The organism is Nocardioides sp., from assembly GCA_037045645.1.
Classification (GTDB): domain Bacteria; phylum Actinomycetota; class Actinomycetes; order Propionibacteriales; family Nocardioidaceae; genus Nocardioides.
The window spans coordinates 1,588,129-1,613,343 of the sequence record JBAOIH010000001.1 but is presented as its reverse complement, the minus strand read 5'-3'; the positions used below and the strand labels follow the sequence as shown (position 1 = coordinate 1,613,343).

At 68.1% G+C, this 25,215-nt stretch carries 25 protein-coding genes, 1 pseudogene and 1 riboswitch; of the genes and pseudogenes, 13 read left to right on the top strand and 13 right to left on the bottom strand.

Annotated features, from left to right (window positions below; genetic code table 11):
* Positions 1–18 precede the first annotated feature (18 nt).
* The 13 genes and pseudogenes from V9G04_07960 to gcvP all read left to right on the top strand — a co-directional run bounded on the left by V9G04_07960 (position 19) and on the right by gcvP (position 9,489).
* Entirely contained in the window at positions 19–624 is a 606-nt protein-coding gene (locus V9G04_07960) for a CDP-alcohol phosphatidyltransferase family protein (GenBank protein ID MEI2713223.1), read from the top strand.
* Complete coding sequence (locus V9G04_07955) at positions 617–1,507, top strand: DUF881 domain-containing protein (GenBank protein MEI2713222.1); 891 nt, start codon at positions 617–619, stop codon at positions 1,505–1,507. Before V9G04_07960 ends, V9G04_07955 begins: the two co-directional genes overlap by 8 nt.
* A complete protein-coding gene (locus V9G04_07950) occupies positions 1,504–1,836 on the top strand; it encodes a small basic family protein (protein MEI2713221.1) in 333 nt (110 codons plus the stop codon). Before V9G04_07955 ends, V9G04_07950 begins: the two co-directional genes overlap by 4 nt.
* Positions 1,829–2,467, top strand: coding sequence for a hypothetical protein (locus V9G04_07945; protein ID MEI2713220.1), 639 nt, complete (start codon positions 1,829–1,831; stop codon positions 2,465–2,467). The genes V9G04_07950 and V9G04_07945 overlap by 8 nt, the downstream gene beginning before the upstream one ends.
* A complete protein-coding gene (locus V9G04_07940) occupies positions 2,358–2,609 on the top strand; it encodes a DUF881 domain-containing protein (protein MEI2713219.1) in 252 nt (83 codons plus the stop codon). The genes V9G04_07945 and V9G04_07940 overlap by 110 nt, the downstream gene beginning before the upstream one ends.
* A gap of 97 nt (positions 2,610–2,706) precedes the next feature.
* Positions 2,707–3,081, top strand: a complete 375-nt coding sequence (gcvH, locus tag V9G04_07935; protein MEI2713218.1) for a glycine cleavage system protein GcvH — start codon at positions 2,707–2,709, stop codon at positions 3,079–3,081.
* A gap of 49 nt (positions 3,082–3,130) precedes the next feature.
* Positions 3,131–3,634: an FHA domain-containing protein gene (locus V9G04_07930; GenBank protein MEI2713217.1), complete on the top strand. Its 504-nt coding sequence runs from the start codon at positions 3,131–3,133 to the stop codon at positions 3,632–3,634.
* Between the two features lie 61 nt (positions 3,635–3,695).
* Positions 3,696–4,379, top strand: a complete 684-nt coding sequence (locus tag V9G04_07925) for a MerR family transcriptional regulator (protein ID MEI2713216.1) — start codon at positions 3,696–3,698, stop codon at positions 4,377–4,379.
* 29 nt (positions 4,380–4,408) lie between these two features.
* Positions 4,409–4,897, top strand: a complete 489-nt coding sequence (locus tag V9G04_07920) for a bifunctional nuclease family protein (protein MEI2713215.1) — start codon at positions 4,409–4,411, stop codon at positions 4,895–4,897.
* 181 nt (positions 4,898–5,078) lie between these two features.
* Positions 5,079–5,669 (top strand): MerR family transcriptional regulator, encoded by a 591-nt coding sequence (locus V9G04_07915; GenBank protein ID MEI2713214.1) that lies wholly within the window; start codon positions 5,079–5,081, stop codon positions 5,667–5,669.
* A gap of 133 nt (positions 5,670–5,802) precedes the next feature.
* A pseudogene (locus V9G04_07910) lies at positions 5,803–6,051 on the top strand (Na+/galactose cotransporter).
* Positions 6,052–6,086: 35 nt separating this feature from the next.
* Positions 6,087–6,413 (top strand): hypothetical protein, encoded by a 327-nt coding sequence (locus V9G04_07905; GenBank protein MEI2713213.1) that lies wholly within the window; start codon positions 6,087–6,089, stop codon positions 6,411–6,413.
* A 23-nt stretch (positions 6,414–6,436) separates the two neighbouring features.
* Positions 6,437–6,553: riboswitch (glycine riboswitch) on the top strand.
* Between the two features lie 65 nt (positions 6,554–6,618).
* The gene (gene gcvP, locus V9G04_07900; protein ID MEI2713212.1) at positions 6,619–9,489 is read left to right on the top strand and encodes an aminomethyl-transferring glycine dehydrogenase; all 2,871 of its coding nucleotides are present in this window, start codon (positions 6,619–6,621) and stop codon (positions 9,487–9,489) included.
* A gap of 23 nt (positions 9,490–9,512) precedes the next feature.
* Here gcvP and V9G04_07895 read toward each other — a convergent pair whose 3' ends face one another.
* The 13 genes from V9G04_07895 to V9G04_07835 all read right to left on the bottom strand — a co-directional run bounded on the left by V9G04_07895 (position 9,513) and on the right by V9G04_07835 (position 25,155).
* The gene (locus V9G04_07895) at positions 9,513–10,898 is read right to left on the bottom strand and encodes a metallopeptidase TldD-related protein (protein ID MEI2713211.1); all 1,386 of its coding nucleotides are present in this window, start codon (positions 10,896–10,898) and stop codon (positions 9,513–9,515) included.
* Positions 10,898–12,415, bottom strand: coding sequence for a TldD/PmbA family protein (locus tag V9G04_07890; protein ID MEI2713210.1), 1,518 nt, complete (start codon positions 12,413–12,415; stop codon positions 10,898–10,900). The genes V9G04_07895 and V9G04_07890 overlap by 1 nt, the downstream gene beginning before the upstream one ends.
* Positions 12,416–12,432: 17 nt before the next feature.
* On the bottom strand, positions 12,433–14,472 hold the full coding sequence (locus V9G04_07885) for an SMC family ATPase (protein ID MEI2713209.1): 2,040 nt from the start codon (positions 14,470–14,472) through the stop codon (positions 12,433–12,435).
* Complete coding sequence (locus tag V9G04_07880; GenBank protein MEI2713208.1) at positions 14,426–15,454, bottom strand: SMC family ATPase; 1,029 nt, start codon at positions 15,452–15,454, stop codon at positions 14,426–14,428. Before V9G04_07880 ends, V9G04_07885 begins: the two co-directional genes overlap by 47 nt.
* A complete protein-coding gene (locus V9G04_07875) occupies positions 15,454–16,611 on the bottom strand; it encodes an exonuclease SbcCD subunit D (GenBank protein MEI2713207.1) in 1,158 nt (385 codons plus the stop codon). Before V9G04_07875 ends, V9G04_07880 begins: the two co-directional genes overlap by 1 nt.
* Before the next feature lie 60 nt (positions 16,612–16,671).
* Positions 16,672–17,454 (bottom strand): formate dehydrogenase accessory sulfurtransferase FdhD, encoded by a 783-nt coding sequence (locus tag V9G04_07870; GenBank protein ID MEI2713206.1) that lies wholly within the window; start codon positions 17,452–17,454, stop codon positions 16,672–16,674.
* Positions 17,455–17,494: 40 nt separating this feature from the next.
* Entirely contained in the window at positions 17,495–17,626 is a 132-nt protein-coding gene (locus tag V9G04_07865; GenBank protein MEI2713205.1) for a hypothetical protein, read from the bottom strand.
* Positions 17,627–17,762: 136 nt separating this feature from the next.
* On the bottom strand, positions 17,763–20,597 hold the full coding sequence (gene fdhF / locus V9G04_07860) for a formate dehydrogenase subunit alpha (protein ID MEI2713204.1): 2,835 nt from the start codon (positions 20,595–20,597) through the stop codon (positions 17,763–17,765).
* A gap of 5 nt (positions 20,598–20,602) precedes the next feature.
* A complete protein-coding gene (locus V9G04_07855; protein ID MEI2713203.1) occupies positions 20,603–21,892 on the bottom strand; it encodes an NADH-ubiquinone oxidoreductase-F iron-sulfur binding region domain-containing protein in 1,290 nt (429 codons plus the stop codon).
* Positions 21,861–22,094, bottom strand: coding sequence for a hypothetical protein (locus V9G04_07850; GenBank protein ID MEI2713202.1), 234 nt, complete (start codon positions 22,092–22,094; stop codon positions 21,861–21,863). The genes V9G04_07855 and V9G04_07850 overlap by 32 nt, the downstream gene beginning before the upstream one ends.
* Positions 22,091–22,534 carry an NAD(P)H-dependent oxidoreductase subunit E gene (locus V9G04_07845; protein ID MEI2713201.1) on the bottom strand — a complete coding sequence of 148 codons (444 nt, stop codon included), beginning with the start codon at positions 22,532–22,534 and terminating at the stop codon, positions 22,091–22,093. Before V9G04_07845 ends, V9G04_07850 begins: the two co-directional genes overlap by 4 nt.
* A 57-nt stretch (positions 22,535–22,591) precedes the next feature.
* Positions 22,592–23,635, bottom strand: coding sequence for a tocopherol cyclase family protein (locus V9G04_07840; GenBank protein MEI2713200.1), 1,044 nt, complete (start codon positions 23,633–23,635; stop codon positions 22,592–22,594).
* The gene (locus tag V9G04_07835) at positions 23,632–25,155 is read right to left on the bottom strand and encodes a gamma-glutamyltransferase (protein ID MEI2713199.1); all 1,524 of its coding nucleotides are present in this window, start codon (positions 25,153–25,155) and stop codon (positions 23,632–23,634) included. The genes V9G04_07840 and V9G04_07835 overlap by 4 nt, the downstream gene beginning before the upstream one ends.
* Positions 25,156–25,215 lie beyond the last annotated feature (60 nt).

Here is a 25,215-nt window from a genome sequence, read left to right as displayed (position 1 = left end):
GCTCGGTAGTCTGTCGCCGTGATCGACACCGGAGCGCGTACGTCTCGCGTCTGGACGATCCCCAACGTGATCAGCATGACCCGCCTGCTCGGCGTGCCACTGTTCTTGTGGTTGGTTCTCGGTCCCGAAGCCGACGGCTGGGCTCTGGTCGTCTTGATGGTCTCGGGTGTGACCGACTGGCTCGACGGCTACCTGGCACGACGACTTAACCAATGGTCCACGCTGGGCCAGATCCTGGACCCTGTCGCCGACCGCCTCTACATCCTGGCGGTGGTGGTGGGTCTGGCATTGCGCGACATCATCCCGTGGTGGGTAGCCGTGATCTTGCCGCTGCGCGATCTGCTGCTGTGGGTCCTCGTGCCGTTCTTGCGCACCCGGGGCTACAGCGCACTGCCGGTGCACTTCCTCGGCAAGGCCGCCACCTTCAATCTTCTGTACGCGTTCCCGCTGCTGCTGCTCGGTGACGGCACCGGCGCCATGGCGACGCTGGCCAACGTGTTCGGCTGGGCCTTCGCGTTGTGGGGGATCGGGCTGTATTGGTGGGCCGGGATCCTGTACGCGTATCAGGTCGTGGTGTTGCTGCGCGAGAGCGAGCCCCTGCCCGCCGCGGAGCGCCATGGCTGACGGTCGCGCACCGGCCGACGTCGTCACTCGCGACGCCTCCCCGCACGACATTGCCCGGATGCCGTTGCTGGAACGGATCGCGTACGAGACCCTCGATCGCGACTACGACCTCGCCGCCACGCGCAGGGCCAACTCCGGCACCGAGCGAGCCGGGCCGCAACTGGTGCTGCGCATCGCGACGCTGGTCGCTGTCGGCGTGGTGCTCGCCGTCGCCGTCACGCAGACGGCGCAGCAGTCCGTCGACGAGCAGGAGAGCAGGCCGATCCTGATCGAACGCGTACAGGCTCAACGTGACAGCCTGGCAGGGATCCAGTCCGGCAACGCCGAACTCCGCTCGCAGATCGCCACGGAGGGTACGCGTGGTCAGGCGGCCGACCGAGACGCCAACGCCATGGAGCAGGAAGCCGCTGGGGTGGCTGCGCGCACCGGCTTCCGCGCCGTCACCGGTCCTGCGCTGAAGATCACGGTGAACAGTCCCGAAGGTGCCGCGCCCCGTGATTCCGTACGCGACGCCGACCTCGCGCTGTTGGTCAACGCCTTGTGGACCGCGGGCGCGGAGGCCATCGCGATCAACGGTCAGCGAATGACGCCGCTGACCTATATCAAGAACAGTGGCGACGTCGTCCACGTCAACTCCCGACCCCTGACGCCTCCTTATGTGGTTGCGGCGATCGGGGATTCCGGCACGCTGGCGGCCCGGCTTCTGGAGGCCCCCACGGGTGTCCGCTTCCTCGACTACGCGCGACTGCTGGATTTCACGGTCACCCAGGAGCAGGTCAAGAGTTTGCGTCTGGGTGCCGTGACGGCTCCGCAGCTGCGTACGGTGCGCCTCGGCGTACGCGGGGACGTACCGTTGCCCGAGACCCAAGGAGTGATGCCGTGATCGCCGTGCTCGGTCTGGTGCTGGGGGTGGTGTTGGGAGTCTTCCTCGACCCCTCCGTGCCCCCCTCGTTGCTGCCCTACCTGCCGATAGCAGTCGTGGCCGCGCTCGATGCCGTGTTCGGGGGCCTGCGGGCGCTCTTGGAAGGCAAGTTCGACGACAAGGTCTTCGTGGTGTCGTTCGTCAGCAACGTGGTGATCGCTGCCGCGATCGTGTTCATGGGCGACAAGCTCGGGGTCGGCGGGCAACTGTCCACCGGCGTCATCGTGGTGCTCGGGATCCGGATCTTCTCCAACGTCGCGGCCATCCGGAGGCATCTCTTCCATGCCTGACCTTGTGGACGAGGAGCCGACGATCCCGTCGAGCGAGCCGGCGGCACCGGACGAGACTCGCGCCCGTCGCCGCCTATGGCATGCGTTCTCCAAACCCGGCAGGGGACAGATTCTGGTGGCGGTGCTGCTGGCCGCGCTCGGGTTCGGCGCGGTCACCCAGGTGCGACTCACCGATGATGACGACACGTACGCCGGATACCGCGAGCAGGACTTCATCGACGTCCTCAACGGTCTCAGTGGCGCCTCGCAACTGGCCGAGGAGGAACGCGAACGCTTGGAGGGCACCCTCGACGACCTCAGATCAGCCAACTCTCGCCGTGAGGCGGCGTTGGGGGAGGCCCGCAACGATCTCGACACCTACAACGTGCTGGCCGGACTGGTGCCGGTCTCCGGTCCGGGACTGCGGATCACGATCACCGAGACCGACGGCCGAGTCGGGATCGACACGATGGTGGATCTGATCCAGGAAGCTTCGCAACGCGGGTGCCGAGGCCATCGGCGTCAACGACTCCCAGCGCGTCATCGCGCAGACCGCGGTCGAGCCCACTGTTGCGGGCTTCACCTTCGGCGGCGCCGAGGTGACCTCCCCGTTCGTGATCGACGCCATCGGCGACCCCGCGACCCTGCGTGAAGGCGTCACCTTCTTTCGCGGTCCGGTGGGGGCGATGGAGGAGAGCGGAGCCACCGTCACGCTCAGGGAGTTCAGCAACCTGGACATCCGTGAGGTCCGTCAGCCGATCAAACCCGAATACGCCGAGCCAGACGATTCCTGATCCGTTAGCCTCATCCTGAGCCCGAGGGTGCCGCCACCAGAGCCCTGCGCGACACCTCGGTCTTCGACCTTCACCTCACCCGATTCGAGGAGCAGCCTTGTACCCAGATGACTTGTCTTACACCGCCGAGCACGAGTGGGTCCGCGAGGCTGCGGATGGGGTCGTACGCGTGGGCATCACCGAATACGCCCAAGACGCTCTGGGTGACATCGTCTTCGTGAGCCTGCCTGCCGTCGGCGACGCGCTTTCGGGTGGCGACACCTGCGGCGAACTGGAGTCGACGAAGTCGGTGAGCGACATCTACGCGCCCGTCTCGGGTGAGGTCGTCGCGATCAACGATGCGCTGGAGGGGACCCCTGAGGTGGTGAACAGTGACCCGTACGGCGAGGGCTGGCTGTTCGACGTCAAGCTCTCCGACCCGTCCGCACTGGAGGGCCTGATGTCCGCTGCGGACTATCAAGCCTCCCTCTAGACTCGTTTTCCCTCACTGCTCCCCTCGACCCGGCTGGTAGGTTCCACGCATGCCGTTCTGCACCGCTTGCGGTAATCGCAACCCCGACGACGCGAAGTTCTGCGCGCAATGCGGCACCAAACTGGTGTCGCCCTCGCAGGAGCCCGCTCCGGATGCGACGGCCACGATCACCTTCGGCGCACCCGAGCAGGTCGACACCTCCGACCGCGCCCTCAACCCCGTGGATGCCGCGGCGGTCGACGCGCTTCCCAGCGGGCACGCGTTGCTGATCGTGCAGCGAGGTCCGGGGGCAGGCAGCAGGTTCCTGCTCGACCTCGACGTGGTGCACGCCGGGCGGCACCCGGACAGCGAGATCTTCCTCGACGACGTCACGGTGTCGCGCCGCCACGCGGAGTTCCACCGCACGGGCACGGCCTTCGCCGTGCGCGATGTCGGCAGCCTCAACGGGACCTACGTCAACCGGGACCGCATCGACTCGGTCGACCTGCGCGACGGGGACGAGGTGCAGGTCGGCAAGTACCGCCTGGTGTTCTTCACCGGTCCGGGGCGCTGACTCGATGCCGGCTGCCGGGTCCGCCGCATCACCGTCACGAGCACGTTTCAGCATCGGTCAGGTGCTGGAGCAGTTGCGTGCGGACTTCACCGGGATCTCGATCCCCAAGATCCGCTATCTCGAAGCCGAGGGCCTGATTACGCCCGAGCGGACCCCCTCGGGCTACCGCAAGTTCACGGCCGAGGACGTCGAGAGGTTGCGGTATGTGCTGCGCATGCAGCGCGATCACTATCTGCCCCTGAAGGTGATCGGGGAGCACCTGGACGCGATGGATCGCGGGCTGGAGCCGCCGCCCATCGAGTCGGTTGTCCCGACTGTGCCCAAGGTGCGTTTGGCCGAGGACGGCCTGCCCAGCGCGGAGAGTTTCCTGCGCCAAAGCGACGTACGCCTCTCGCGCCGCGAGTTGATGAAGATCGCCGAGATCGACGCGAATCTGCTGGAGCAGTTGGAGGCCTACGGCCTGGTGCGCCCGATCCCGGGCACCGCACACTTCGACCCGGATGCGCTGATCGTGGCGCAGTCCGCACGCGAATTGGCCGACTTCGGTTTCGAGCCCCGTCACCTTCGTGCGTTCAAGACGGCAGCTGATCGTGAGGTGGGCCTGGTGGAGCAGGTCGTCGCACCGTTGCAGAGCGGTCGCGACAGCGCCGCGCGAGGTCGCGCCGACGACACGATCTCGCAGATCGCCGCGCTGTCCGTACGACTGCACGCCACGTTGGTCAAGACCGGACTTCGTCGTCGCTGACGTCCTCACCCTCGGGCTAGGCTGGCGACGTGCGTGAGGTCGATGTCATCGGAGTGAGGGTCGAGATGCCCTCCAACCAGCCCATCGTGTTGCTGCGCGAAGTGACGGGCGAGCGCTATCTGCCGATCTGGATCGGCGCAGTCGAGGCGACCGCGATCGCGTTCGCTCAGCAGGGCGTCACCCCGCCGCGCCCGCTGACGCACGACCTGCTCAAGAACATCCTGGACGCCACCGACAACGCCTTGGATCGCGTCGAGATCACCGACGTCAAGGACGGGGTCTTCTTCGCGACGCTGCGGTTTGGCTCTGGGGCCGAGGTCAGCGCCCGTCCCTCGGACTCGATCGCGCTCGCGTTGCGCACCGGAACTCGCATCTGGGTCGCCGACGAGGTGCTGCTCGAGGCCGGGCTGGACGTACCTGCCGAGCAGGAGGACGAGGTCGAGAAGTTCCGCGAGTTCCTCGATCAGGTGTCCGCAGACGACTTCGAGGAAGGGCCCGAAGGCTCACCCTCAAGTTGAGGTTGAGGGTTGCGACACGCCGACTCTCGCGTTGACCCGCCTAGGTATCGACACTTACCTTGAACTGTCTCTGTTGTAACTCCACCGTTGTGCTCTCGCAGTCGTTGAGCACGCACCTGCGGAATCCCCTGGACGTTACGCGCAACGGAGTAGGCCCGCGGAGGTTGCAGTGCAGGACAACGTGAACGAGGTGGACGGCGTCACGACCGCTGCGGCCGAGTCCGCCGAGGAGCAGGGACTGCTCTTCACCGACGACGTCTCACCCCTGCCCAGTGACCTCGGCTATCGGGGTCCGACCGCGTGCAACGCGGCTGGCATCACCTATCGCCAGCTTGACTACTGGGCGCGTACGGGGCTCGTCGAGCCCACCGTACGTGGCGCCAAGGGCTCAGGTTCCCAGCGGCTTTATTCGTTCCGCGACATCTTGATCCTCAAGGTGATCAAGCGGCTGCTCGACGCGGGGATCTCGTTGCAGCAGATCCGCACCGCGGTGCAGTTCCTGCACGACCGCGGCACCGATGACCTGACCCGCGTCACGCTGATGAGCGACGGCGTCTCGGTGTACGAGTGCACCAGCAACGACGAGGTCATCGACCTGCTCTCAGGGGGCCAGGGCGTGTTCGGCATCGCGATCGGGGGAGTGTGGCGCGAGATCGAGGGCTCGCTGGCCGAACTGCCGTCCGAGCGCACCGCCGACGTCACCGACACCGTTGCCGCACCGGCAGCCGGCGATGAGCTCGCCGCTCGTCGCGCCGCCCGCAACGTGGGCTGAGGCCCACCCCGGAAGGTATGACGCAGGTCACGATGCTCCCCTAGGTTGGAAGGGCCAACTCGACTCGGAAGAGTAAGGCCTTGCCCGACCTACGTCTGGGCGGCATCGCCCACGCCACGCTGATCGATGCCAACTGGCCGCCTTCATGGCCGGCATGGCCGCCAACATCAGCGCGTTCAACACCGTCTTCAGTTATGACCTGTGGCAGCACTACATCCGCAAGAACCACGACGACGACTACTACCTGCGCATCGGTCGCCTGGCAACCGTCGCCGCCACCTTCATCGCGATCTTCACCGCCTCCATCGCGGGACGGTTCAGCAACGTCATGGACTACCTCCAGACCTTGTTCGGGTTCTTCAACGCACCGCCCTGGTCATCGCACTCAGCATCGCGTTCTAACGAGAGGGCAGCACCATGTCATCTTCATCTGCTGAGAGCACCCCCGAATCCGCAGGCTCGCCGACCAAGACGGCGGGCGCCTTCGACATCCGCAACATCATCGGAGCCCTGCTGGGGATCTATGGCCTGTTGCTGACGCTTGCCGGGATGGCTTTCGATCCCGCAACCGACAAGACCGGGGGCATCAACGCCAACCTCTGGACCGGGCTGGGACTGCTGGTGGTCGCAGCGGCCTTCTTGGGTTGGGCGCGCTGGCGCCCGATCAAGGTTCCCGAGGACGTCGACTCGCCACGCAACGATCCCACGCGCCCAGCGCCCAAGGTGTCGCCTCCTCGGGATTGATCCGGTAGGTTCGACAGCGCTGACTATCCCGCACGGGAGAGTCTTCGTACGCCTTCGGCCCGCGGGCCGGTGACGTGACGAAGCGCCGAAGGGGCAACTCCTCCCCGGAACCTCTCAGGCGCCAGGACCGTGTGGAGCAGGCAACTCTGGAGCCCGCGGGCGACTGAGGGGGAGCGACCCGAGTCCCGCAATTCGAGGAGCGCCCATGACCGATCAGCCGTACGTTCTCGCCGACCTGGAGACCGGCGCCGCCCACGCCTTCTCACGGCGTCACATCGGCGTCACCCAAGACGATGTCGCCACGATGCTCCAGACGCTCGGATACGAGTCACTCGAAGCGCTGATGCAGACGGCAGTCCCCGCCAGCATCGCCATGGCTGAGTCGCTGAACCTGCCCGGCCCGGCCTCGGAAGACGCCGTCGCCAAGGAACTGCGCGCGCTCGCGGCGGCGAATCGGCCAGGTGAGTCCATGATCGGTCTCGGCTACTCCGGCACGATCACTCCTCCGGTGATCCGGCGCAACGTACTGGAGGACCCGTCGTGGTACACCGCCTACACGCCCTACCAGCCGGAGATCTCCCAAGGCCGGCTCGAAGCGCTGCTCAACTTCCAGACGATGATCGCCGACCTTGCTGGCCTGGCTTTGGCAGGGTCGTCGCTGCTTGACGAGGGCACCGCTGCAGCCGAGGCGATGACGCTGATCCGGCGAGCAGACCGCAAAGCCACCGGCGCGTTCGTCGTCGACGCCGACGCACTCCCGCAGACGCTCGAAGTCGTACGCACCCGGGCCCGGGGGCTCGGGATCGAGGTCGTCGTCGCAGACCTGACCGAGGGCCTGCCGGAGGGGGACCTGTGCGGTGTGCTCGTGCAATATCCCGGTGCTTCGGGTCGCATCAGCGACCCCCGGCCGGTGATCGAGGCGATCCACGAGCGCGGCGGCATGGCGGTGGTTGCGGCCGACCTGCTGGCCTTGACGCTGTTGGAGGCACCGGGGGCACTCGGCGCCGATGTGGTGGTCGGTTCGTCGCAACGTTTCGGAGTGCCGTTGTTCTACGGCGGCCCGCACGCGGGATTCATGGCCGTACGGTCCGGGTTGGAGCGGCACCTGCCCGGTCGCCTGGTCGGCGTCAGCGTGGACGCGGAGGGGCGGCCGGCGTACCGCCTGGCACTGCAGACCCGCGAGCAGCACATCCGCCGCGACAAGGCGACGTCCAACATCTGCACCGCGCAGGTCCTGCTGGCGGTCGCTGCCTCGATGTACGCGGTCTATCACGGGCCGGACGGCCTACGCGCGATCGCGCGGATGACCCACGGCTACGCCTCCCTACTCGCCCAGACGCTGAGCGCCGGTGGGTACGAGGTCGGGCAGGATGCCTTCTTCGACACCTTCACCGTGGCGGCACCGGGTCGCGCGAGCGACATCGTCGCGAGCGCTCGTACGCTCGGCGTGCACCTTCGTCTCGTCGACGCGGACACGGTCGGCATCTCCACATCCGAGACGACGACCCGCTCCACTCTTGCCTCGGTGCTCAAAGCGTTCGGGCTCAGCGCCGATCTGAGCACCACGAACCCGGGCGTACGCCTGCCCGACTCGCTGCTGCGACAGACCGACTTCCTGACCCACCCGGTGTTCCACGAGCATCGCAGTGAGACCCAGATGCTGCGCTACCTGCGCAAGCTTTCCGCGCGTGACTACGCGCTCGACCGCGGCATGATCCCGCTCGGTTCGTGCACGATGAAGCTCAACGCCACCACCGAGATGGAGCCGATCAGCCTGCCGGGTTTCGCCGACGTGCACCCGTTCGTACCGGCTCAGGACGCCACCGGCTATGCCAAGTTGATCGGCGATCTGGAGGGTTGGTTGGCTGAGGTCACCGGCTATGACCGAGTCTCGATTCAGCCCAACGCGGGCTCGCAGGGTGAGTTGTCGGGCCTGCTGGCGATCCGTGGCTACCACCAGGCCAACGGCGACGAGGGGCGTGATGTCATCTTGATCCCGTCCTCGGCACACGGCACCAACGCGGCATCGGCCGTGATGGCCGGACTCCGTGTGGTCGTGGTCAAGGCGGCCGAGGACGGATCGGTGGATCTGGACGACCTGCGCGCCAAGTGTGAGCAGCACGCCGAGACATTGGCCGGAATCATGGTGACGTATCCGTCGACGCACGGCGTCTACGAGGAGACCATCACCGAGTTGTGCGACCTCGTGCACGCGGCGGGGGGCCAGGTGTATGTCGACGGTGCCAACCTCAACGCGCTGCTCGGCTACGCGCGCCCAGGTCGGTTCGGCGGCGACGTATCCCACCTCAACCTGCACAAGACCTTCTGCATCCCGCACGGTGGCGGCGGTCCGGGTGTCGGTCCGGTCGCGGTTCGCACGCACCTGGCGCCGTACCTTCCCTCACACGAGCAGCACCCCGACGAGGCGAAGCGCGCTGGCATCGGTGCCATCAGCGCGGCACCGTACGGTTCCGCAGGCATCCTGGCCATCACGTGGGCCTACATCCGGTTGATGGGAGCCTCGGGGCTGACCCGCGCGACCGCGACTGCGGTGCTGAGCGCCAACTACATCGCCAAGCGGCTCGGTCAGGCCTTCCCGGTGCTGTACACCGGCGACAACGGTCTGGTTGCTCACGAGTGCATCCTCGATCTGCGCGGCCTTACCAAGGACACCGGTGTCACGGTCGACGACGTCGCCAAGCGGCTCGTCGACTACGGTTTCCACTCGCCCACCATGTCGTTCCCCGTCGCGGGCACGCTGATGGTCGAACCCACCGAGTCCGAAGACCTGCGCGAGATCGACCGGTTCTGCGAGGCGATGCTGGCCATCCGTGACGAGATCGACCAGGTGGCTGCCGGGACCTACTCGGCCGAAGAGTCGCCGCTGCGCAACGCCCCGCACACCTCGCGGGCACTCGTGGGCGAGTGGGATCGCGCGTACGACCGGACGCTGGGCGTCTTCCCCTCGGGGATCGATCCGGACAAGTACTGGCCGCCCGTGGCGCGCATCGATCAGGCGTACGGCGACCGGAATCTGGTCTGCGCCTGCCCGCCTCCGGAGGCGTTCGCCGACTGACCGCGGCGTTTTGGCGCGGCAGGTCAGCGGGCCTGGCTCACGCTGGACATGTTGAAGTCGGGGATCCGCAGCGCCGGCGTGGCGGTGCGGTTGAAGTAGTCGTCGCCCCATTCGCGGCTGAAACTCCGCTCCGGCGCAGAGGCATGCGTGAACCGGTTCAGCAGATCGATCGGGGATTCGTTCCAACGGAAGTTGTTGACCTCGCCGGTGATCGCACCGTCCTCGATCAGGTAGACGCCGTCGCGGGTGAGCCCGGTAAGCAGGAGAGTTTGCGGATCGACCTCGCGGATGTACCACAAACAGGTCAGCAGCAGTCCGCGCTCCGTGCCGCGTACCAGATCGTCGAGAGACCCTGATCCGCCCGCGTCGAGAATCAGATTGTCGACGTACGGCGTGACGGGCTGGCCAGTGAGGTCAGCCGACTGCCGTGTCTGGATCAGGGAGCGCAGCACGCCGTTCTCGATCCACGGGGTTCGGCCGAGAGGGAGCCCGTTGTCGAACACCGATTGCTCGTTGTCCGACGTCGAGGCGGTGTTGAAGCCGGCGCACTCCAGGCCGGGGTAGGCGGGGTCGGAGAAGAGCGAGACACCCGCTTTGGTCAATGCCTCGCCCAGCCGGGTGCCGCCACCGGGGCGGCTATACACCGACTGGCCGTCGGCCGCGGTGCGCGCACCGGCATACCAGTAGGCATCGATCATCAGGTCGGCGACCGAACTCGGCGGCAGGATCGTGTCGTAGCGCCCGGCCGGCAGCTCGATCTGGCGCGACCCCCAGGCCAGCCGACGCGCCAGCGACTGCTCCATCGCCAACGGATCGACGTCGGTGAAGTCGAGGGTGGCGCCACCGACCCAGGCGCTGCGACTGAGGTCACCGGGTTTGCCGGTGCACGCGTAGTGCCCGGTCGGCTGGGCGTGACGCAGCCGCAGACCGGTCGTCGAGCCGAGGTAGGTGGTCTGCACCCGGTGATCCACGAAGCCGTAGAGCACCCGGTCCGCCGCCGTAGCCACACCGAACGCCTCACCCAGGTGGGGTGCGAAGTCCGCGAACACGTCGATGCCGGTCTGGGCGGGCGGCTCTGACCAGGCTGGGGAGGCGTCGCCTGACACCAGCTCGGCCGCATCCTCGGCCGCACCCGCCGATCGCGCCGCAGAGTCGGCGGCAGCCACCAATGCTCGCGCCTGCTCGGGCGTGGTGACGCTGCCGGTGACCGATCCGGCGCTGACCCCGCCACCTTGGCGTACGAACGAAATGACGGTGAGGGTCAGCCCGTGCATCACGCCGTTGGTGGTCAGGGTGTTGTTGGCCCAACGGAGATTGGCCGAGACCTCGTTGGTCGCGATCGCGAGGCAGTCGTCGGCCGAGGTGGCGGCCAGCGCGACCTCGACGAGGTCCTGGGGTGTGGTGGTCATCAGTGGCCCGCCTCGTCTTGGGTGTTGAGGATTCGTACGCCGCGGAATCGTGCGGTGGGCGCGCCGTGACTGACCGCGGCGACCTGACCCGGCTGCGCCTTCCCGCAGTTGAAGGCACCGCCCAGGAGCCATGTGTCGGGTCCCCCCACGGCGTCCATCGAGCCCCAGAAGTCGGTGGTGGTGGCCTGGTAGGCGGCGTCTCGTACCTGCCCGTCCAGGCGGCCGTCGGTGATCTTGAAGAAGCGCTGGCCGGTGAACTGGAAGTTGTAGCGCTGCATGTCGATCGACCAGGACTTGTCTCCCACGACATAGAGGCCGTCCTCGACCTCGGCGATGAGCTGCTCGGTGCTAGGCCCGTCCTCAGCAGGTTGCAAAGACACGTTGGCCATCCGCTGGATGGGGATGTGACCGGGAGAGTCGGCGTACGCACAACCGTTGGAGCGTCCGCCGTTGAGTTCGGGTTTGGCGTGGCCCATCACCCGATCGAGTTGGTAGCCCACCAGGATGCCGTCGCGAACGATGTCCCACGCCTGAGTCTGGACACCCTCGTCATCCCATCCGATCGTCGCCAGACCGTGTTCGACGGTGCGATCACCCGTGACGTTCAACAACTCGGAGCCATAGCGCAGTGAGCCGAGCTGGTCGTAGGTCGCGAACGACGTGCCCGCGTAGTTGGCTTCGTAGCCCAACGCCCGATCGAGCTCGGTCGCGTGTCCGATCGACTCATGGATGGTCAGCCACAGATTGGAGGGGTGAATGACCAGGTCGTAGGTCCCCGGGGTCACACTCGGCGCACGGAGCTTCTCGTCGAGCAGATCCGGCACCTCGGCGATCTCGGCGTCCCAGTCCCAGTGCTCGTTGTCCGCGACGTACTCCCACCCGCGCCCCGCCGGGGGTGCGATGGAGGTCATCGAGTCGAACACCCCGCTGTCGGCATCGGCGCCCATCGCCTCGAAGGTCGGCATCAGCCTGATCCGCTGCTGAGTCAGGGTGGTGCCGGTCAGGTCGGCATAGAACTTGCACTCGTGCACCTGCGAGAGCGACGCACTGGCATGTTGCACGGTCGGGTGATCCAGCAGACGGCGGGTCCACTCGACCAGACGAGCCGACTTCTCGCTCGTTGACACCTCGAACGGGTCGATGTCATAGGCAGACACCCAAGCCAGGTCGTCGTACGTCGGCTCGGGCGCGATCTGCACCGGGGCAGTGGTCATGCCGCTGGCTACTTCGGCAACGCGGACGGCCGTCTCGGCCACGCGGGGAGCCTCGGCCTCGTCCAGCACGACGCCGGCAGCGAAACCCCAGGCCCCGTGGTGGATGACGCGCACCGCGAAGCCCAGGTCCTCACTGTCGGAGATCCCTTGCACGCCACCATCGCGCACTCCGATGCGCTGACCGCGAATCCGTTCCATCCGGAAGTCGGCGTGGGTGGCGCCGAGTTCGGCCGCCCGGGCCAGCGCGATCTGGCTGAGGCTCCGCAGGGGCAACTCCAAGAAGGTGGGATCAACCGAGGCCATGGGCGCCAACCTAACGACTAGGACGTCGCGTCCACCACCGGGATCGAGGCCCGCACGGTGGAGCCACCCCGGCGGCCCTTGACGACCTCGAGCCTGGTCGGAATGCGATCGTGCATCTCGGCCACGTGGCTGACCACCCCCACCACACGGCCGCCTTCCCGGAGTCCATCGAGGGTGTTCATCACGTCTTCGAGGGTGTCGGCGTCCAGGCTGCCGAACCCCTCATCAACGAAGAGGGTGTCGAGGCGAGAATCCCCGATCGCGCTGGCGTCGGACTGCTGGGTCAGTGTGTCCGCCAGGCCGAGGGCCAGCGCGAGAGAGACCACGAAGGTCTCCCCACCCGAAAGCGTCCCCGGATCGCGAGATTCGCCGGTCCAGTCGTCGCGGACGAGCAGACTCAGACCGCCGCGCGTCTCACCGGCGCCACGTTGGTCGCTGTGCTCCAAGGAGTAGCGGCTGTCGCTCATCGTCAGCAGCCGGGCATTGGCCGCCTCCACCACCTGGGTCAGGCGATAGGCCAGCACATAGGCCGAGAGCCGCATCTGCAGCAGGTTGTCGGCCGACTTCCCGTCCACGAATTGCGACAGCGACGTGGCAAGTGCGACGTCATCCAGCAGCGGCGCCCAGCGGCTGAGTGCCTGGTCAAGGGCCGCCCGGAGCCCCGACAGGCGCCCGAGCCGCTCGCGAGAGCGCGCCAGGCTTGTGTCGGCGGCCACGCCGGCCTGTTCGGCCGCCTGCGCCTCGGCCCGGAGGACGTCGAGATCGGGGGCCGGACGCGTGCTCGCCGCGACAAGCTCAGGGTCGGCGAGAAGTGCCTCGACCTGGGCCACGTCACGGTCGTGGGCGGTGACCTGCTCCTGCCACCGGCTGATCACCTCAGGTGTGCAGAGCGCACCGCGGGCTTCGTCCGCGCAAGCGAATGGTGTCTCGGCCAGCGCCGCCATGAGCGCCCGGTGGGCACGTCGCCGCTCGGTACGGCGGGTGCGCGCGACGTCCATGGCGGCGATCACCTGGCGCAGGTGGGCCAGCCCCTCAGTACGCTCGGCGAACAGCGGACTCGGATCACCGTCGGCCACGTCGGGCACGGCTTGTCTGATCCTGGCGTCGAGCGAGTCACGGTTCGCCAGCATCGTGGCGCGGGCCGACTCCATGCCCACTCGTTTGAGTTCGAGCGTACGTCTGGCCTCGTCCAGCGCACCCGATTGGGTCAGGAGTGCATCGTAGGCGCGTTGGTCGGCAGCGAGACGGTCGGCTGTGTGCTGCGTCAGGTCGAGTTCGGCACGTGCCTGGGCCAATTGTTCGGCGATGGTGGCCCGGTCGCCGTCGGCCTGGGTCTTGGCCAGCGCCAGCGTCGTGGTGAGGTCTCGGCAGTGCTCCTCGTGCAGGTGACGTGCCGCGTTCGCATCGTCGGCGGCCTTGCGAGCGGCGCGTTCGTCCTCGGCCGCCGGCGCCCCCGGCTCAGGTTCGGCGGGCCGGGGATGATCTGCCGAACCACACACCGGACAAGAGCAGCCCACCGCCAGCCCACCTGCGATCTCGGCGGCCATTCCCGACAACCGACGTTCGCGAACGTCGTGGACCACATCGAGGGCGGCCTGAGCTCGATCAACCGCGTCCTGTCGCGCCTCGTGCGCGCAGACCAGTTCGACGCGGAGCCGCTCGGCGCGTTCGGCCGCGTCGGCTCGCTGCTGCCAGGCACGCACCCGGGCCGACGTGGCCTCCAGTCGGTCGGCGGCGGCCCGTGACTCGTGCAGCGACTCCTGGGCGGCGCGCAGCTTCTCCGGCACCGAATCGGCCATCGCCGCTTGCCGCGACGCCTCGGCATCCAACGCAGCCAGGTCCCGGTCGTAGGTGCCGATCGCCTGCTCGGCCGTGAGGCGCGCCTTGGCGTCCTCGACAGCGAGCCTGGCCGTCTCCACGGCCTCGACGGCCTTGACCTCGAGCCCGGCCAACTCGTGTCGATCGGTGGTGTCGACCGCGGCTGAAGCCCTCGCTTCGGCGAGGATCACCTCAGCCTCGTCGTGGCTGCACGCGGTCTCCTCGACCAGGCTCAGCAACGACCGCCAGCGCACTTGCCGCGTGTGCCGCGTTCAGGCGTTCGAGTCGCGCAAGGTGTGCCTGCGACTGCGCAGCCAGAGTCTCGGCGCGGGCGGCTGCAGCCAGCTGTCGACCTTGCAACTCGGCCAGGGCCTCCGCGTCGACCCGACGCGAGGACGCCTCGACTCGACGTGTGGCGGCGGCGCGGGCGAATGCCGTGCACTCCGCGTGATCAGCGGTGACGGTATCGATCACCTTGGCGGCCCACTGCGAACACGCCGCAGCGCCAGCCACGGTGGCGAGGTCGTGTCCATCCCAGTCCGACGGGATGGGGGACGTCGCGGCTTCGCTGATCCGGCTGACGAGTTCGCGTACGCGCTCTTCCTCAAGCTCCGACTGACGGCGCAACGTCGTGCGGTGGTGCCGCAGCCACGCCTCCACCTGGCCGAAGCGCTGGGTGCGGAAGAGTCGCTCCAGCAAGTGCTGACGATCATCGGGCTTGGCACGCAAGAACGTGTGGAACTCACCTTGAGGCAACATCGCGACCTGACAGAACTGCGCCATGGTCATGCCGATCAGATCGCCCACCAGGTGACCGATCTCATCCAGTCGGGTCGAGCGGGTGATCCACTCGCCGTCGACCTGCTCGAGCAGAGCGCCCTTCGCGGGCTCGGTGGTCTCGCCGGTGCCGCGCCGTTTGGCTCGTCGCCAAGCAGGCGAGCGCTCGAACCGGAACCGTCGGCTCGAGAGAGTGCATTCGAGCCGCACCCGCGGAGCGGTCGCGGGATCGGCCAGATCCGAGCGCAGTCGCTTGGCGGTCGACCGATCACCGGGCACGTCGCCATAGAGCGCGAAGCACACGGCATCGAGAATGCTGGACTTCCCAGATCCGGTGGCCCCACTGAGCAGAAAGAGTCCAGAGGCGCTGAGTGCGTCGAAGTCGATCGTGACCGACTCGGCGAACGGCCCGAAGGCCGTGATGTGCAACTCGTGCAGCCGCATCAGACCGCCACCTCCGCGTCCTGATCGCGGTCGTGGCAGCAGGCGTCGACCGCCTCGCGAAGCAGCGCCGACTCGGCCGGGGTGGCGCCGCGCCCGCGAAGGTCCTTCACGAAGGCCAGAGCGATCTCGTGGTCGTCGCGTTCGTGCCAGCGCCGCCGCGCCGACGTCAACGGGGTCTCCCGCGTCGGCTCGAATCCGAGAACCAGGGCATGCGGGAAACGACGACGTAGTCGCTCCATCGGCTGGACCGGCCGACTGTCGTCGGTCAACGTCGCCTGCACCCAGGCTGCTTCGTCACCCGCCAACGCCGGGTCTGACAGCAACTCTTCGAGGGTGCCGCGCAACCGCGCCAGCGGCCGGGGCACCGGTGCCGGGATGAAGGTGGTGGCCGCAATGCCCCCTGCACCAAGATCGATCAGCCACGATCCCTTCAGATGGGTGGCCTCGGAGAAGGAGTAGGCGAGCGGACTGCCCGAATAACGGACCTGCTCGGTGACGCGTTGGGCGCCGTGCAGGTGCCCCATGGCGACGTAGTCGATGCCCTGGAAGACGTCGGCGGAGACCATCGAGACTCCACCCACGCTGATGTCGCGCTCGGAGTCGCTCGGCGCACACCCGGCCACGAAGGCATGAGCCAGCACCACGCTGCGCGTGTGGCGACGTGCGGACAGGTCGGCGCGCACCCGGTGCATGGCCTCGGTCAGCGCGGCCTCGTGGGAGCGACTGCGCAGGGACCAGGCAGGGGAGACCACCGCGGGTTCGAGGAACGGGATGGCATGCACGGCGACCTGACCATGCGCATCGTCGAGCAGCACCGGGGTGCCGACCTCACCCGGTCTCGTACGCACGAAGACCCCTGCCGCATCGATCAATCGCGACCCGAAGCCGAGCCGCTGGGCAGAGTCGTGATTGCCCGACGACACCACCACTTTCGCGCGCGAGGCGGCCAGCCGCGAGAACGTGTCGTCGGCCAACGCGACCGCGTCGACCTGGGGGAGCGCGCGGTCGTAGACGTCGCCCGACACGACCACGAGGTCGACCTGCTCGGACTCCACGACCTCCAAGAGGTGATCGGCGTACGCGCCCTGATGGGTGAGCATCCCCTCGCGGTGGAACGACCGGCCAAGGTGCCAGTCGGAGGTGTGCAGGATGCGCATAGGACGAACCTAGATTCGACCACCGACAGTCGGGGTCACCACACGCCCTGACCGGCCGATTCAGGCGTACCTGACGGTCCTCGACTCATCGGTGAAGCCGAAGAGCGCCAACCCGCTGCGTTCGGCCAGAGACACCGACAGGCTCGTCGGCGCACCCACCGCGACGAGTGCCCCGACACCCGCGGCTGCTGCCTTCTGGACCAACTCGAAACCGGCGCGACCACTCACGACCAGGGCTGCCTCGGCGGGGGACTGACCTGCCAGCACCCGCGCGCCGGTGACCTTGTCGACGGCGTTGTGCCGACCGACATCCTCGCGTACGACCCACAACGTGCCGTCCGACGAGGCCAGCGCCGCCGCGTGCGCGCCACCGGTCTTGGCGAAGACACTCTGGCGCTCCCGCAGCGCGCCCGGGAGGTGTCGTACGACGTCGGCGCTCAGGTCGGCTCCCTCCCACCGAGACACCGGCGGGCTGGCCAGCGCCGCGGCGACCGAATCCTTGCCGCACACACCGCAGGCAGACGAGCCGCTGCTCTGGGCGCCGATCGTACGCTCGGGCAACTCCACGGGACGGTCGACGTTCACGGTGACCACGTTGAACTCCTGCTCCGCGTCGAGACTCTCGTCGGTGCAGTAGGCGACCTGGCGGATCCACTCCGGACGCACGATCGCCTCGTGGACCAAGAACCCGGCAGCCAACTCGAAGTCCTGGCCGGGCGTACGCATGGTCACCCACACGCGCTGCGCCTGCGCCCCGGGCGACGCGACCCTGATCTCCAGCGGCTCCTCGGTGACGACGCGATCCTCGCGCTGACGCGTGCGTTCGTGCGTAGTCTCCTCCACGCGCAACCGGACGGTCGGCCCGGGACGGCGTGCCCTGTCGCTAACCGCCACTCGGCTCGACCAGCTCGTCGTGGTCGACGTCGTCCAGGATCAGTGCGGTGACGGCAGCGGCCAGCAGCGGGTCCGCATCAGGGTGACGAGCGCGGACGAAGCCGGAGAGGGCCTCGATCATCCGGGGCTCCCAGAAATTTCTCGATGTGCGTGGCGATCCGCTCCGCCGCAGCGTCGTCGTCGAGGTGTCCGAAGTGCCGCGCGATGTCGTTGCCCATCCGCAGCTCCCGGTGGAGTGCCCTGGCTGTCGAGCCCGGTCACCGGTGCGCCTCCGCGAGCGGCACTCCCGCATGCTCTTGTTGCTCGGCCTCGCGCGCGTTCGCGACGCCGACCTGGACGGCCGTCACCTTGTATTCGGGGCAGTTGGTCGCCCAGTCGGAGTTCTCGGTCGTCACGACGTTGGCGCCGCTCACCGGGTGATGGAACGTCGTGTAGACCACGCCGGGCTGCATCCGCTCGCTGACCTCGGCCCGCATCGCGGTCGTGCCGACCCGCGAGGAGATCTCCACCAGGTCGCCGGTCGAGATCCCGCGCATCTGCGCGTCCGAGGGGTGGATCTCCAAGACGTCCTCGGGGTGCCAGGTGTTGTTGGCCGTACGCCGGGTCTGGGCCCCGACGTTGTATTGCGACAGGATCCGACCGGTCGTGAGGATCAGCGGGAACCGTCGGTTCGTACGCTCGGTCGTGGGCACATAGACGGTCTCCATCAGGTGACCCTTGCCGCGTACGAAACCGTCCACATGCATCACCGGAGTGCCCTCGGGCGCCGCCTCGTTCACGGGCCACTGCATCGAGCCCTCGGCGTCCAGGCGGGCGAACGAGACACCGGCGAAGGTAGGGGTGGTCGCGGCGATCTCGGCCATGATCTCGGCCGGTTCGGCGTACGACATCGGGTAGCCCATCGCGGTGGCGATGTCACACACCACCTGCCACTCGTCCTTGCCCACGCGCGTGGGGAAGACCGGGCGTACGCGTCCGAGTCGACGCTCGGCATTGGTGAACGTGCCGTCCTTCTCCAAGAAGCTCGTGCCGGGCAGGAACACGTGGGCGAACCGAGCGGTCTCGTTGAGGAAGAGGTCCTGCACGACGACCAGGTCCAGCGAGCGCAACGCGGCCTCGACGTGCGCGGTGTTGGGGTCGCTCTGCGCGATGTCCTCACCCTGCACATACAGTCCGCGGAAGGTGCCGGCCAGCGCCGAGTCGAACATGTTGGGGATGCGCAGCCCGGGCTCGGACTGCAGCGTGGTGCCCCACAACTGCTCATAGATCGCGCGTACGTCGTCGAGCCCGACGTGGCGATAACCGGGGAACTCGTGCGGGAAGGACCCCATGTCGCACGAGCCCTGCACGTTATTCTGACCGCGCAGTGGGTTGACGCCCACGCCCTGGCGGCCGATGTTTCCGGTCAGCATGGCCAGGTTGGCCAGCCCCATCACCATCGTCGAACCCTGGCTGTGCTCGGTCACGCCGAGGCCGTAATAGATGGCGCCGTTGCCGCCGGTGGCATAGAGCCGGGCCGCAGCGCGCAACTCGGCCGGGTCGATCCCGGTGATCTCCGCGGTCGACTCGGGGGAGTTCTCCTCGCGCCGGATGAAAGCCAGATAGTCCTCGACGTTCTCGCATCGCTCCTGGAGGAACTTTTCGTCGTGCAGACCCTCGGTGACGATCACGTACGCCATCGAGTTGATGAAGGCGACGTTGGAACCGGGCAGGACCGGCAGGTGGTGGGCGGCCTCGACGTGCGGAGCGCGTACGAGACCGATCCGGCGGGGGTCCGCGACGATGATCTTGGCGCCCTCACGCAGCCGCTTCTTCATCCGCGAGCCGAAGACGGGGTGGGCGTCGGTGGGGTTGGCGCCGATCAGCAACATCACGTCGCAGTGGTCGACCGACTCGAAGTCCTGGGTGCCGGCCGAGGTCCCGAAAGTCTGGTTGAGGCCATAACCGGTGGGGGAGTGACACACCCGGGCGCAGGTGTCGACGTTGTTGTTGCCGAATGCCGCGCGCACCATCTTCTGGACGACGTAGACCTCTTCGTTGGTGCATCGCGACGACGAGATGCCGCCGATCGCGCCGACGCCGTGCTCGGCCTGGATCGCCTTGAATCCCTCGGCGACCTTGGCGATCGCCTCCTCCCAGGAGACCCGACGCCACTCGTCGTCAAGGGTGTCGCGCACCATCGGGTGCAGCTGGCGATCATCGTGGGCGGCATAGCCGTACGCGAACCGGCCCTTGACGCAACTGTGTCCCTCATTGGCGCCACCGGTCTTGGCGGGCATCATCCGGACGACGCGCGAGTCGTCGCCCTCGCCCTGGACCTCGGCGCGGAAGGTGCAGCCGACGCCGCAGTAGGCGCAGGTGGTCTCCACCGAGCGCGTCGGCATGCCCAGGTCGATGATCGACTTCTCGGTGAGGGCACTGGTGGGGCAGGCCTGGACGCAGGCGCCGCACGAGACACATTCCGACGACAAGAAGTCGGTGCCGCCCGAGCTGACGAACGACTCGTCGCCGCGGCCGTCGATGCTGAGCGCGAAGGTGCCCTGCACCTCGCCGCACGCGCGTACGCAACGTGAGCAGACGATGCACGCGGAGTCGTCGAAGGCGAAATAGGGGTTGGAGTCGTCGATCGGACGCTCCTCGCGACCGGGACGGCCATAGCGGACCTCGGCGGCGCCGACGCGTACGGCCAATGCCTGGATCTCACAGTTGCCGCGCGCGCAACCGGCACAGTCCTCCGGATGTTCGGAGAGATAGAGCTCCATCACCCCGCGGCGCAACGCCTGGACCTGCTCGGTGTTGGTCTGCACCGTCATGCCGTCGCTGCACGGAGTCGTACACGAGGCGGGCGTCGTGCCGGGACGCGCGGTGTCGGTCTCGACCAGGCACATCCGACACGAGCCGTACGCCTTGAGCGAATCGGTGGCGCACAACTTGGGGATGTCGATGCCCGCCTCGGCTGCGGCGCGCATGACCGACGTGCCCTCGGGAACGCTGACCTCGCGCCCGTCGATGGTCACGGTCACCTCGGTCGTGCCGGTCCCCGCTGGGGTGCCGAGGTCTCGCTCTGGCGCCAGGGTCGCGTCCTGGGTCATGGGAATCAGCCGTCCTTCCGAGCGGAGTGGAGCGTCAGCGCGCTGCGTACGGGCATCGGCGTCAGGCCGCCCATGGCGCACAGCGAGCCCTTCGTCATGGTCTCGCAGAGATCCTCGATCAGGACCAGGTTGGCCTCGACGTCTCGGCCTTCGAGGACGCGGTCCATCACCTCGACGCCGCGCACGGAGCCGACGCGACACGGGGTGCACTTGCCGCACGACTCGACCGAGCAGAACTCGAGCGCGAATCTGGCCATCTTGAGCAGATCGATGCTGTCGTCGAACACCACGATGCCGCCGTGCCCGAGCATGCCACCGGCCTCGGCGAGTTCTTCGTACGCCAGAGGCACGTCGAGGTCGTCGGGTCCTAGGTAGGCGCCGAGCGGGCCACCGACCTGGACCGCGCCGACCGGCCGACCGCTCAGCGTGCCGGCGCCGTACTCCTCGACGAGCTCGCGCAGCGTCACGCCGAAGGGCAACTCCACGAGCCCGCCCTGCTTGATGTTGCCCGCGAGTTGGAACACCTGGGTGCCGCGGGACTTGCCGAGCCCGAGGTCGGCGTACGCCTGGGCGCCGTCGGCCAGGATCATCGGCACCGCACCGAAGGTGAGCACGTTGTTGATCACGGTCGGCTGTCCGAAAAGGCCGGAGATGGCCGGGATCGGCGGCTTGGCCCGCACCTCACCGCGCTTGCCCTCGAGGCTGTCGAGCATCGAGGACTCCTCACCGCAGATGTAGGCACCCGCGCCTACGCGCAGGTGCAGATCGAAGGTGAAGCCCGTGCCGAGGATGTCGGCGCCGAGGAAGCCGCGGGTGTACGCGGTTTCGATCGCGCGGCGCAGCATCGCGATGGCGTGGGGGTATTCCGAGCGCAGGTAGACATAGCCCTCGCTCGCCCCGACCGCGTACGCGGCGATCGTCATGCCCTCGATCAAGACGAAGGGGTCGCCCTCCAGCAGGATCCGGTCGGCGAAGGTGCCGGAGTCACCCTCGTCGGCGTTGGCGCAGATGAACTTCTGCTCGGCGTCGGTCTCCAGCACGGTGCGCCACTTCAGGCCCGTCGGGAAGCCGGCGCCGCCGCGGCCGCGAAGGCCGCTGTCGAGGATCTCGGTGACGATGTCTGCCGGTGCCATGGTGAGCGCCTTGCGAAGTCCTGCCCACCCGCCGTCGGCTTCGTACGCGTCGAGGTCTGCGGGCTCCACCCTTCCTACGCGGGCGAAACTCACGCGCTGCTGCGCGGCGAGCCAGGGATGGGTCTCGATGTCACCGAGGTCGGGGGCCGAGCCTTCGAGCACTGCCGCGACCTGGTCCGGCGTCAGCGTTGGGGTAGGCGACGCGCCCATCCTCACGCTCCACCTCGACGAGGGGTTCGAGCCAGAGCAGGCCCCGCGTGCCGTTGCGTTTGACGCTGGCACCGGCGGCTGCGAATGCGTCCGCCACGTCGTCCGCGCCGACCGACACGGCAGCGGCATCGAGAGGGACCCACACCGTGGTCATGCGCGCCACCCCTCGGTCATCTTGGTGAGTCGCTGCGGGGTCAGCCGTCCGACCAGGGTGCCGTCGATCAGGGCGGAGGGACCGAGGGCGCAGTTGCCCAGGCAGAAGACGGTGCCGTGGTCGACATCGCCGCGCTCGGTCAGTTTCGAGACCACCGCGGGCTCGAAGAGGGCCTCGGCACCCAGGGACTGGCACGCTTCCGCGCCGCACACCCGTATCGAGTGGGCACGTGGGGGAGCGGTGCGGAAGTCCTCATAAAAGGAACGCACGCCGTGCACGTCGGCGCGACTGAGGTTGAGGGCGTCGGCGATCGTGGCGACGTCGTCGTCGCTGACGTAGCCGAGTTCGTCGTTGACGTCGTGGAGGATCGGCATCAGCGGCCCACGATCGTCGTGATGTGCGGCGGCGATCGCCCGCACGAGGTCTTGCCGACTGCTCATCTCAACCCTTGCCGACGGTGAATGTGATGGCAACCACACTACGCCTTTCGAGGTTGGTCAGCGGTCGCTTTGTTTCGCAGGAGGCGCACCGGTCGCGCCTGACGCAACAGCACGTCGGCGCAACTCATCCTCGGCGCGGTCCAGCCCGCCGTGTTCGAGGCCCGCCAGAGTGGTGTCTCCCTGCCAGACCAGACGGCCACGCCGCTCGACTCGGATGCTGAGAGCGCCACCGAGATGTTCCAAAGCGCCGGCGGTGTTCCTGTGCCGGCTTGGCAGCGGCACGGGCAAGACGTGGGCATCGGCCAAGGGGGCGTACGCATCGACACGCACCCGCCACCCAAATCCTCGCCCGCGCAACGTCCAGGTCGTGTCCGTGACGTGGGTTTCGACAGGGGAGACGACGGGATCGCCCAGACGGAGCACGTGTCCGTCTGGCAGACGTACGACCAGGGCGGTCACGGTGGTGCGCAGCGGTCCGGCGTGGACGAGGCCACCCGCGAAGGCTACGCAGGCAGCGGGCTCCTCGAACCCCTGCGCCTGGCCCCACCACCAGGCCTCTGGGAAGCCTTCCTTGCCCCAGTTCTTCTCGGCGTAGACCTGGGCTCCGTCAAGACTCCACGTCTCGCCGTCCATGCTCACGGTGCCGGTGGCGCGACCGCCGAGCAGCCAGGGATGCCAGTACTGATTGAGCGCTGGCACGCTGTGAAAGATGCTCGACCCGCCCCAGCGCCTACGTGGCCAACGCACCAGATCGTGCAGCCTGACGTCCAGGCGGGCGTCGGGACCCAGATCCACCAAGACGCGCCGATCGTCACCGTCGAACGCGTCGCCGCTGGCCGCGTGCACGCGGACCGGGTCGGCGTACGCTCCCTCGCGTGCCGCGATCGCCAGATGAGAGCCGGGCCAGGCGGCGAGTCCGAGAGTGGCCCAGGGACCGCGGGGTCCCTGGTTGACTCCGATCAGTGCGATCACCGAGCGAGCGCGCGCCACGTCGGTGAAGCGCCAGAAGTAGCCCTCCATCGCGACACCGTGCGCGAGCAGCGGGTCGCCTCCGGGCTGGTCTGCGCCGGTGGCGCGGTAGGCGCGCAGCAATGGGTTCACCGCACCCCCACCGCCGCTTCGCGACGTGCGTCACCTGCGGCCTGGAGGGTGTGGTCGGCGAACCGATAGGCGGCGCCCACCCCGCCGAAGTACATATGAGGTTCGGGATAGACGTGTCCAGGCAACCCGGAGGCCGTGACCGCCGCGGCGAGTGAGTCATCGGCCTCGTACTCGACCTTGAAGCCCTCCGAGGTCAGCCTCAGGTGCAGGCGGGGCGCCGCGATCGCGTGCTGCAGATCGGCTCCGTGCAGGGTTCCCTGGCCCAGGACGAGCATCAGTGCGGTGGTGATCCGGTCGGCGCCAGGGGAGCCGATCGCCAACGCCCGACCATCGGCCGCACGTCCTGTCGTCGGCGCCATGTTGGAGGCCAGCCGGGTGCCTGCCGGCACCGCGTGCAGCCCGTGGCGATTGAGTTCGACCTCGCCGAGTGCGTTGTTGAGCAGAATCCCGGTGCCCGGGATGCATAGCCCCGAGCCGTACCCGCTGCTCATCGTGATCGCACACGCGTTGCCGTCGGCGTCGACGGCCGAGATGTGGGCGGTAGAGGACGACCCGCGCAAGGCGCTCAGGCCATGAACGCCGACCGACTCCAGCAAGGCGAGTCCGTCTGCTTCCAGGTCGTGGGAGAGGTCGTGCGTACGGTGGCGGTAGCCGAGCACTGCCCGCTGGATCTCGATCGCGTCCGACCAGTCCCAACGTTCGCGTCGTCCGAGTTCGCCCAACATGATCGCCAGCATGGGCCCGCCGACGGCGGGCGGTGGGTTGCAGGCGATCTCCCACTCCCCGACCTGGAGGCGAGTCGCGGGCCGGGTCACCGGGGCGTACGACACGAGGTCCTCGGCGGTGACCAGTCCCTCGTCGGCCATCGCCTCGGCGAGCGAGCGAGCCACTCGGCCGGTGCGGAACAGGGCGTTGCCCTCGCGGGCCCATTCGACCAGGACGTCCGCGAGCAGCAGGTTGCGCGTCGCCTCACCCCCCTCCAGGAGCGAGCCGTCTGGGCGGGTGACCAGAGCATGAGCCTCCGGGTCGCTACCGAAGAGGGAGTCGGCGGTGAAGGAGAGGTAGCGCGCTGCTGCGGACGACATCGGGTAGCCGTGGCGGGCCGCGCGTTCGGCCGGTGCCAGCAGGTTCGCCCAGTCGAGCCGAGCGTACGACTCGTGGGCAGCGGCGAATGCCGACGGGATGCCCGGGGTGGCCACCGATCCAGCGCCGGCGTGCATCGTCACGCCCCCGCCGTACTCGGTGCTCACCTCGCGCACGCCGCGTCCGAGAGCCTGCGGTGTCAGCCCACGCCCGGGCATCTCGACGTTGCCGTCGATCACGACGGGGTCGCCGTCTGCCGGCCAGACCGAGATGTAGCACCCTCCGCCGATCGAGACCATGCCGGGCTCGGTGGCCAAGGCCACCAGAGCTGCGGCCAGTGCGGCGTCGACCGCATTGCCACCGTCGGCTCCGGCCCCCAGCCCCGCGTCGAGTGCCTGGCGCCCTGTGGCCGCCACCGCGACTCGCTGACTGCTCATGGCGTGATCGTGTCACGCCGTGCTGGTGGTGGGGGAGATCACGTACGCCGTAGTTCGGAC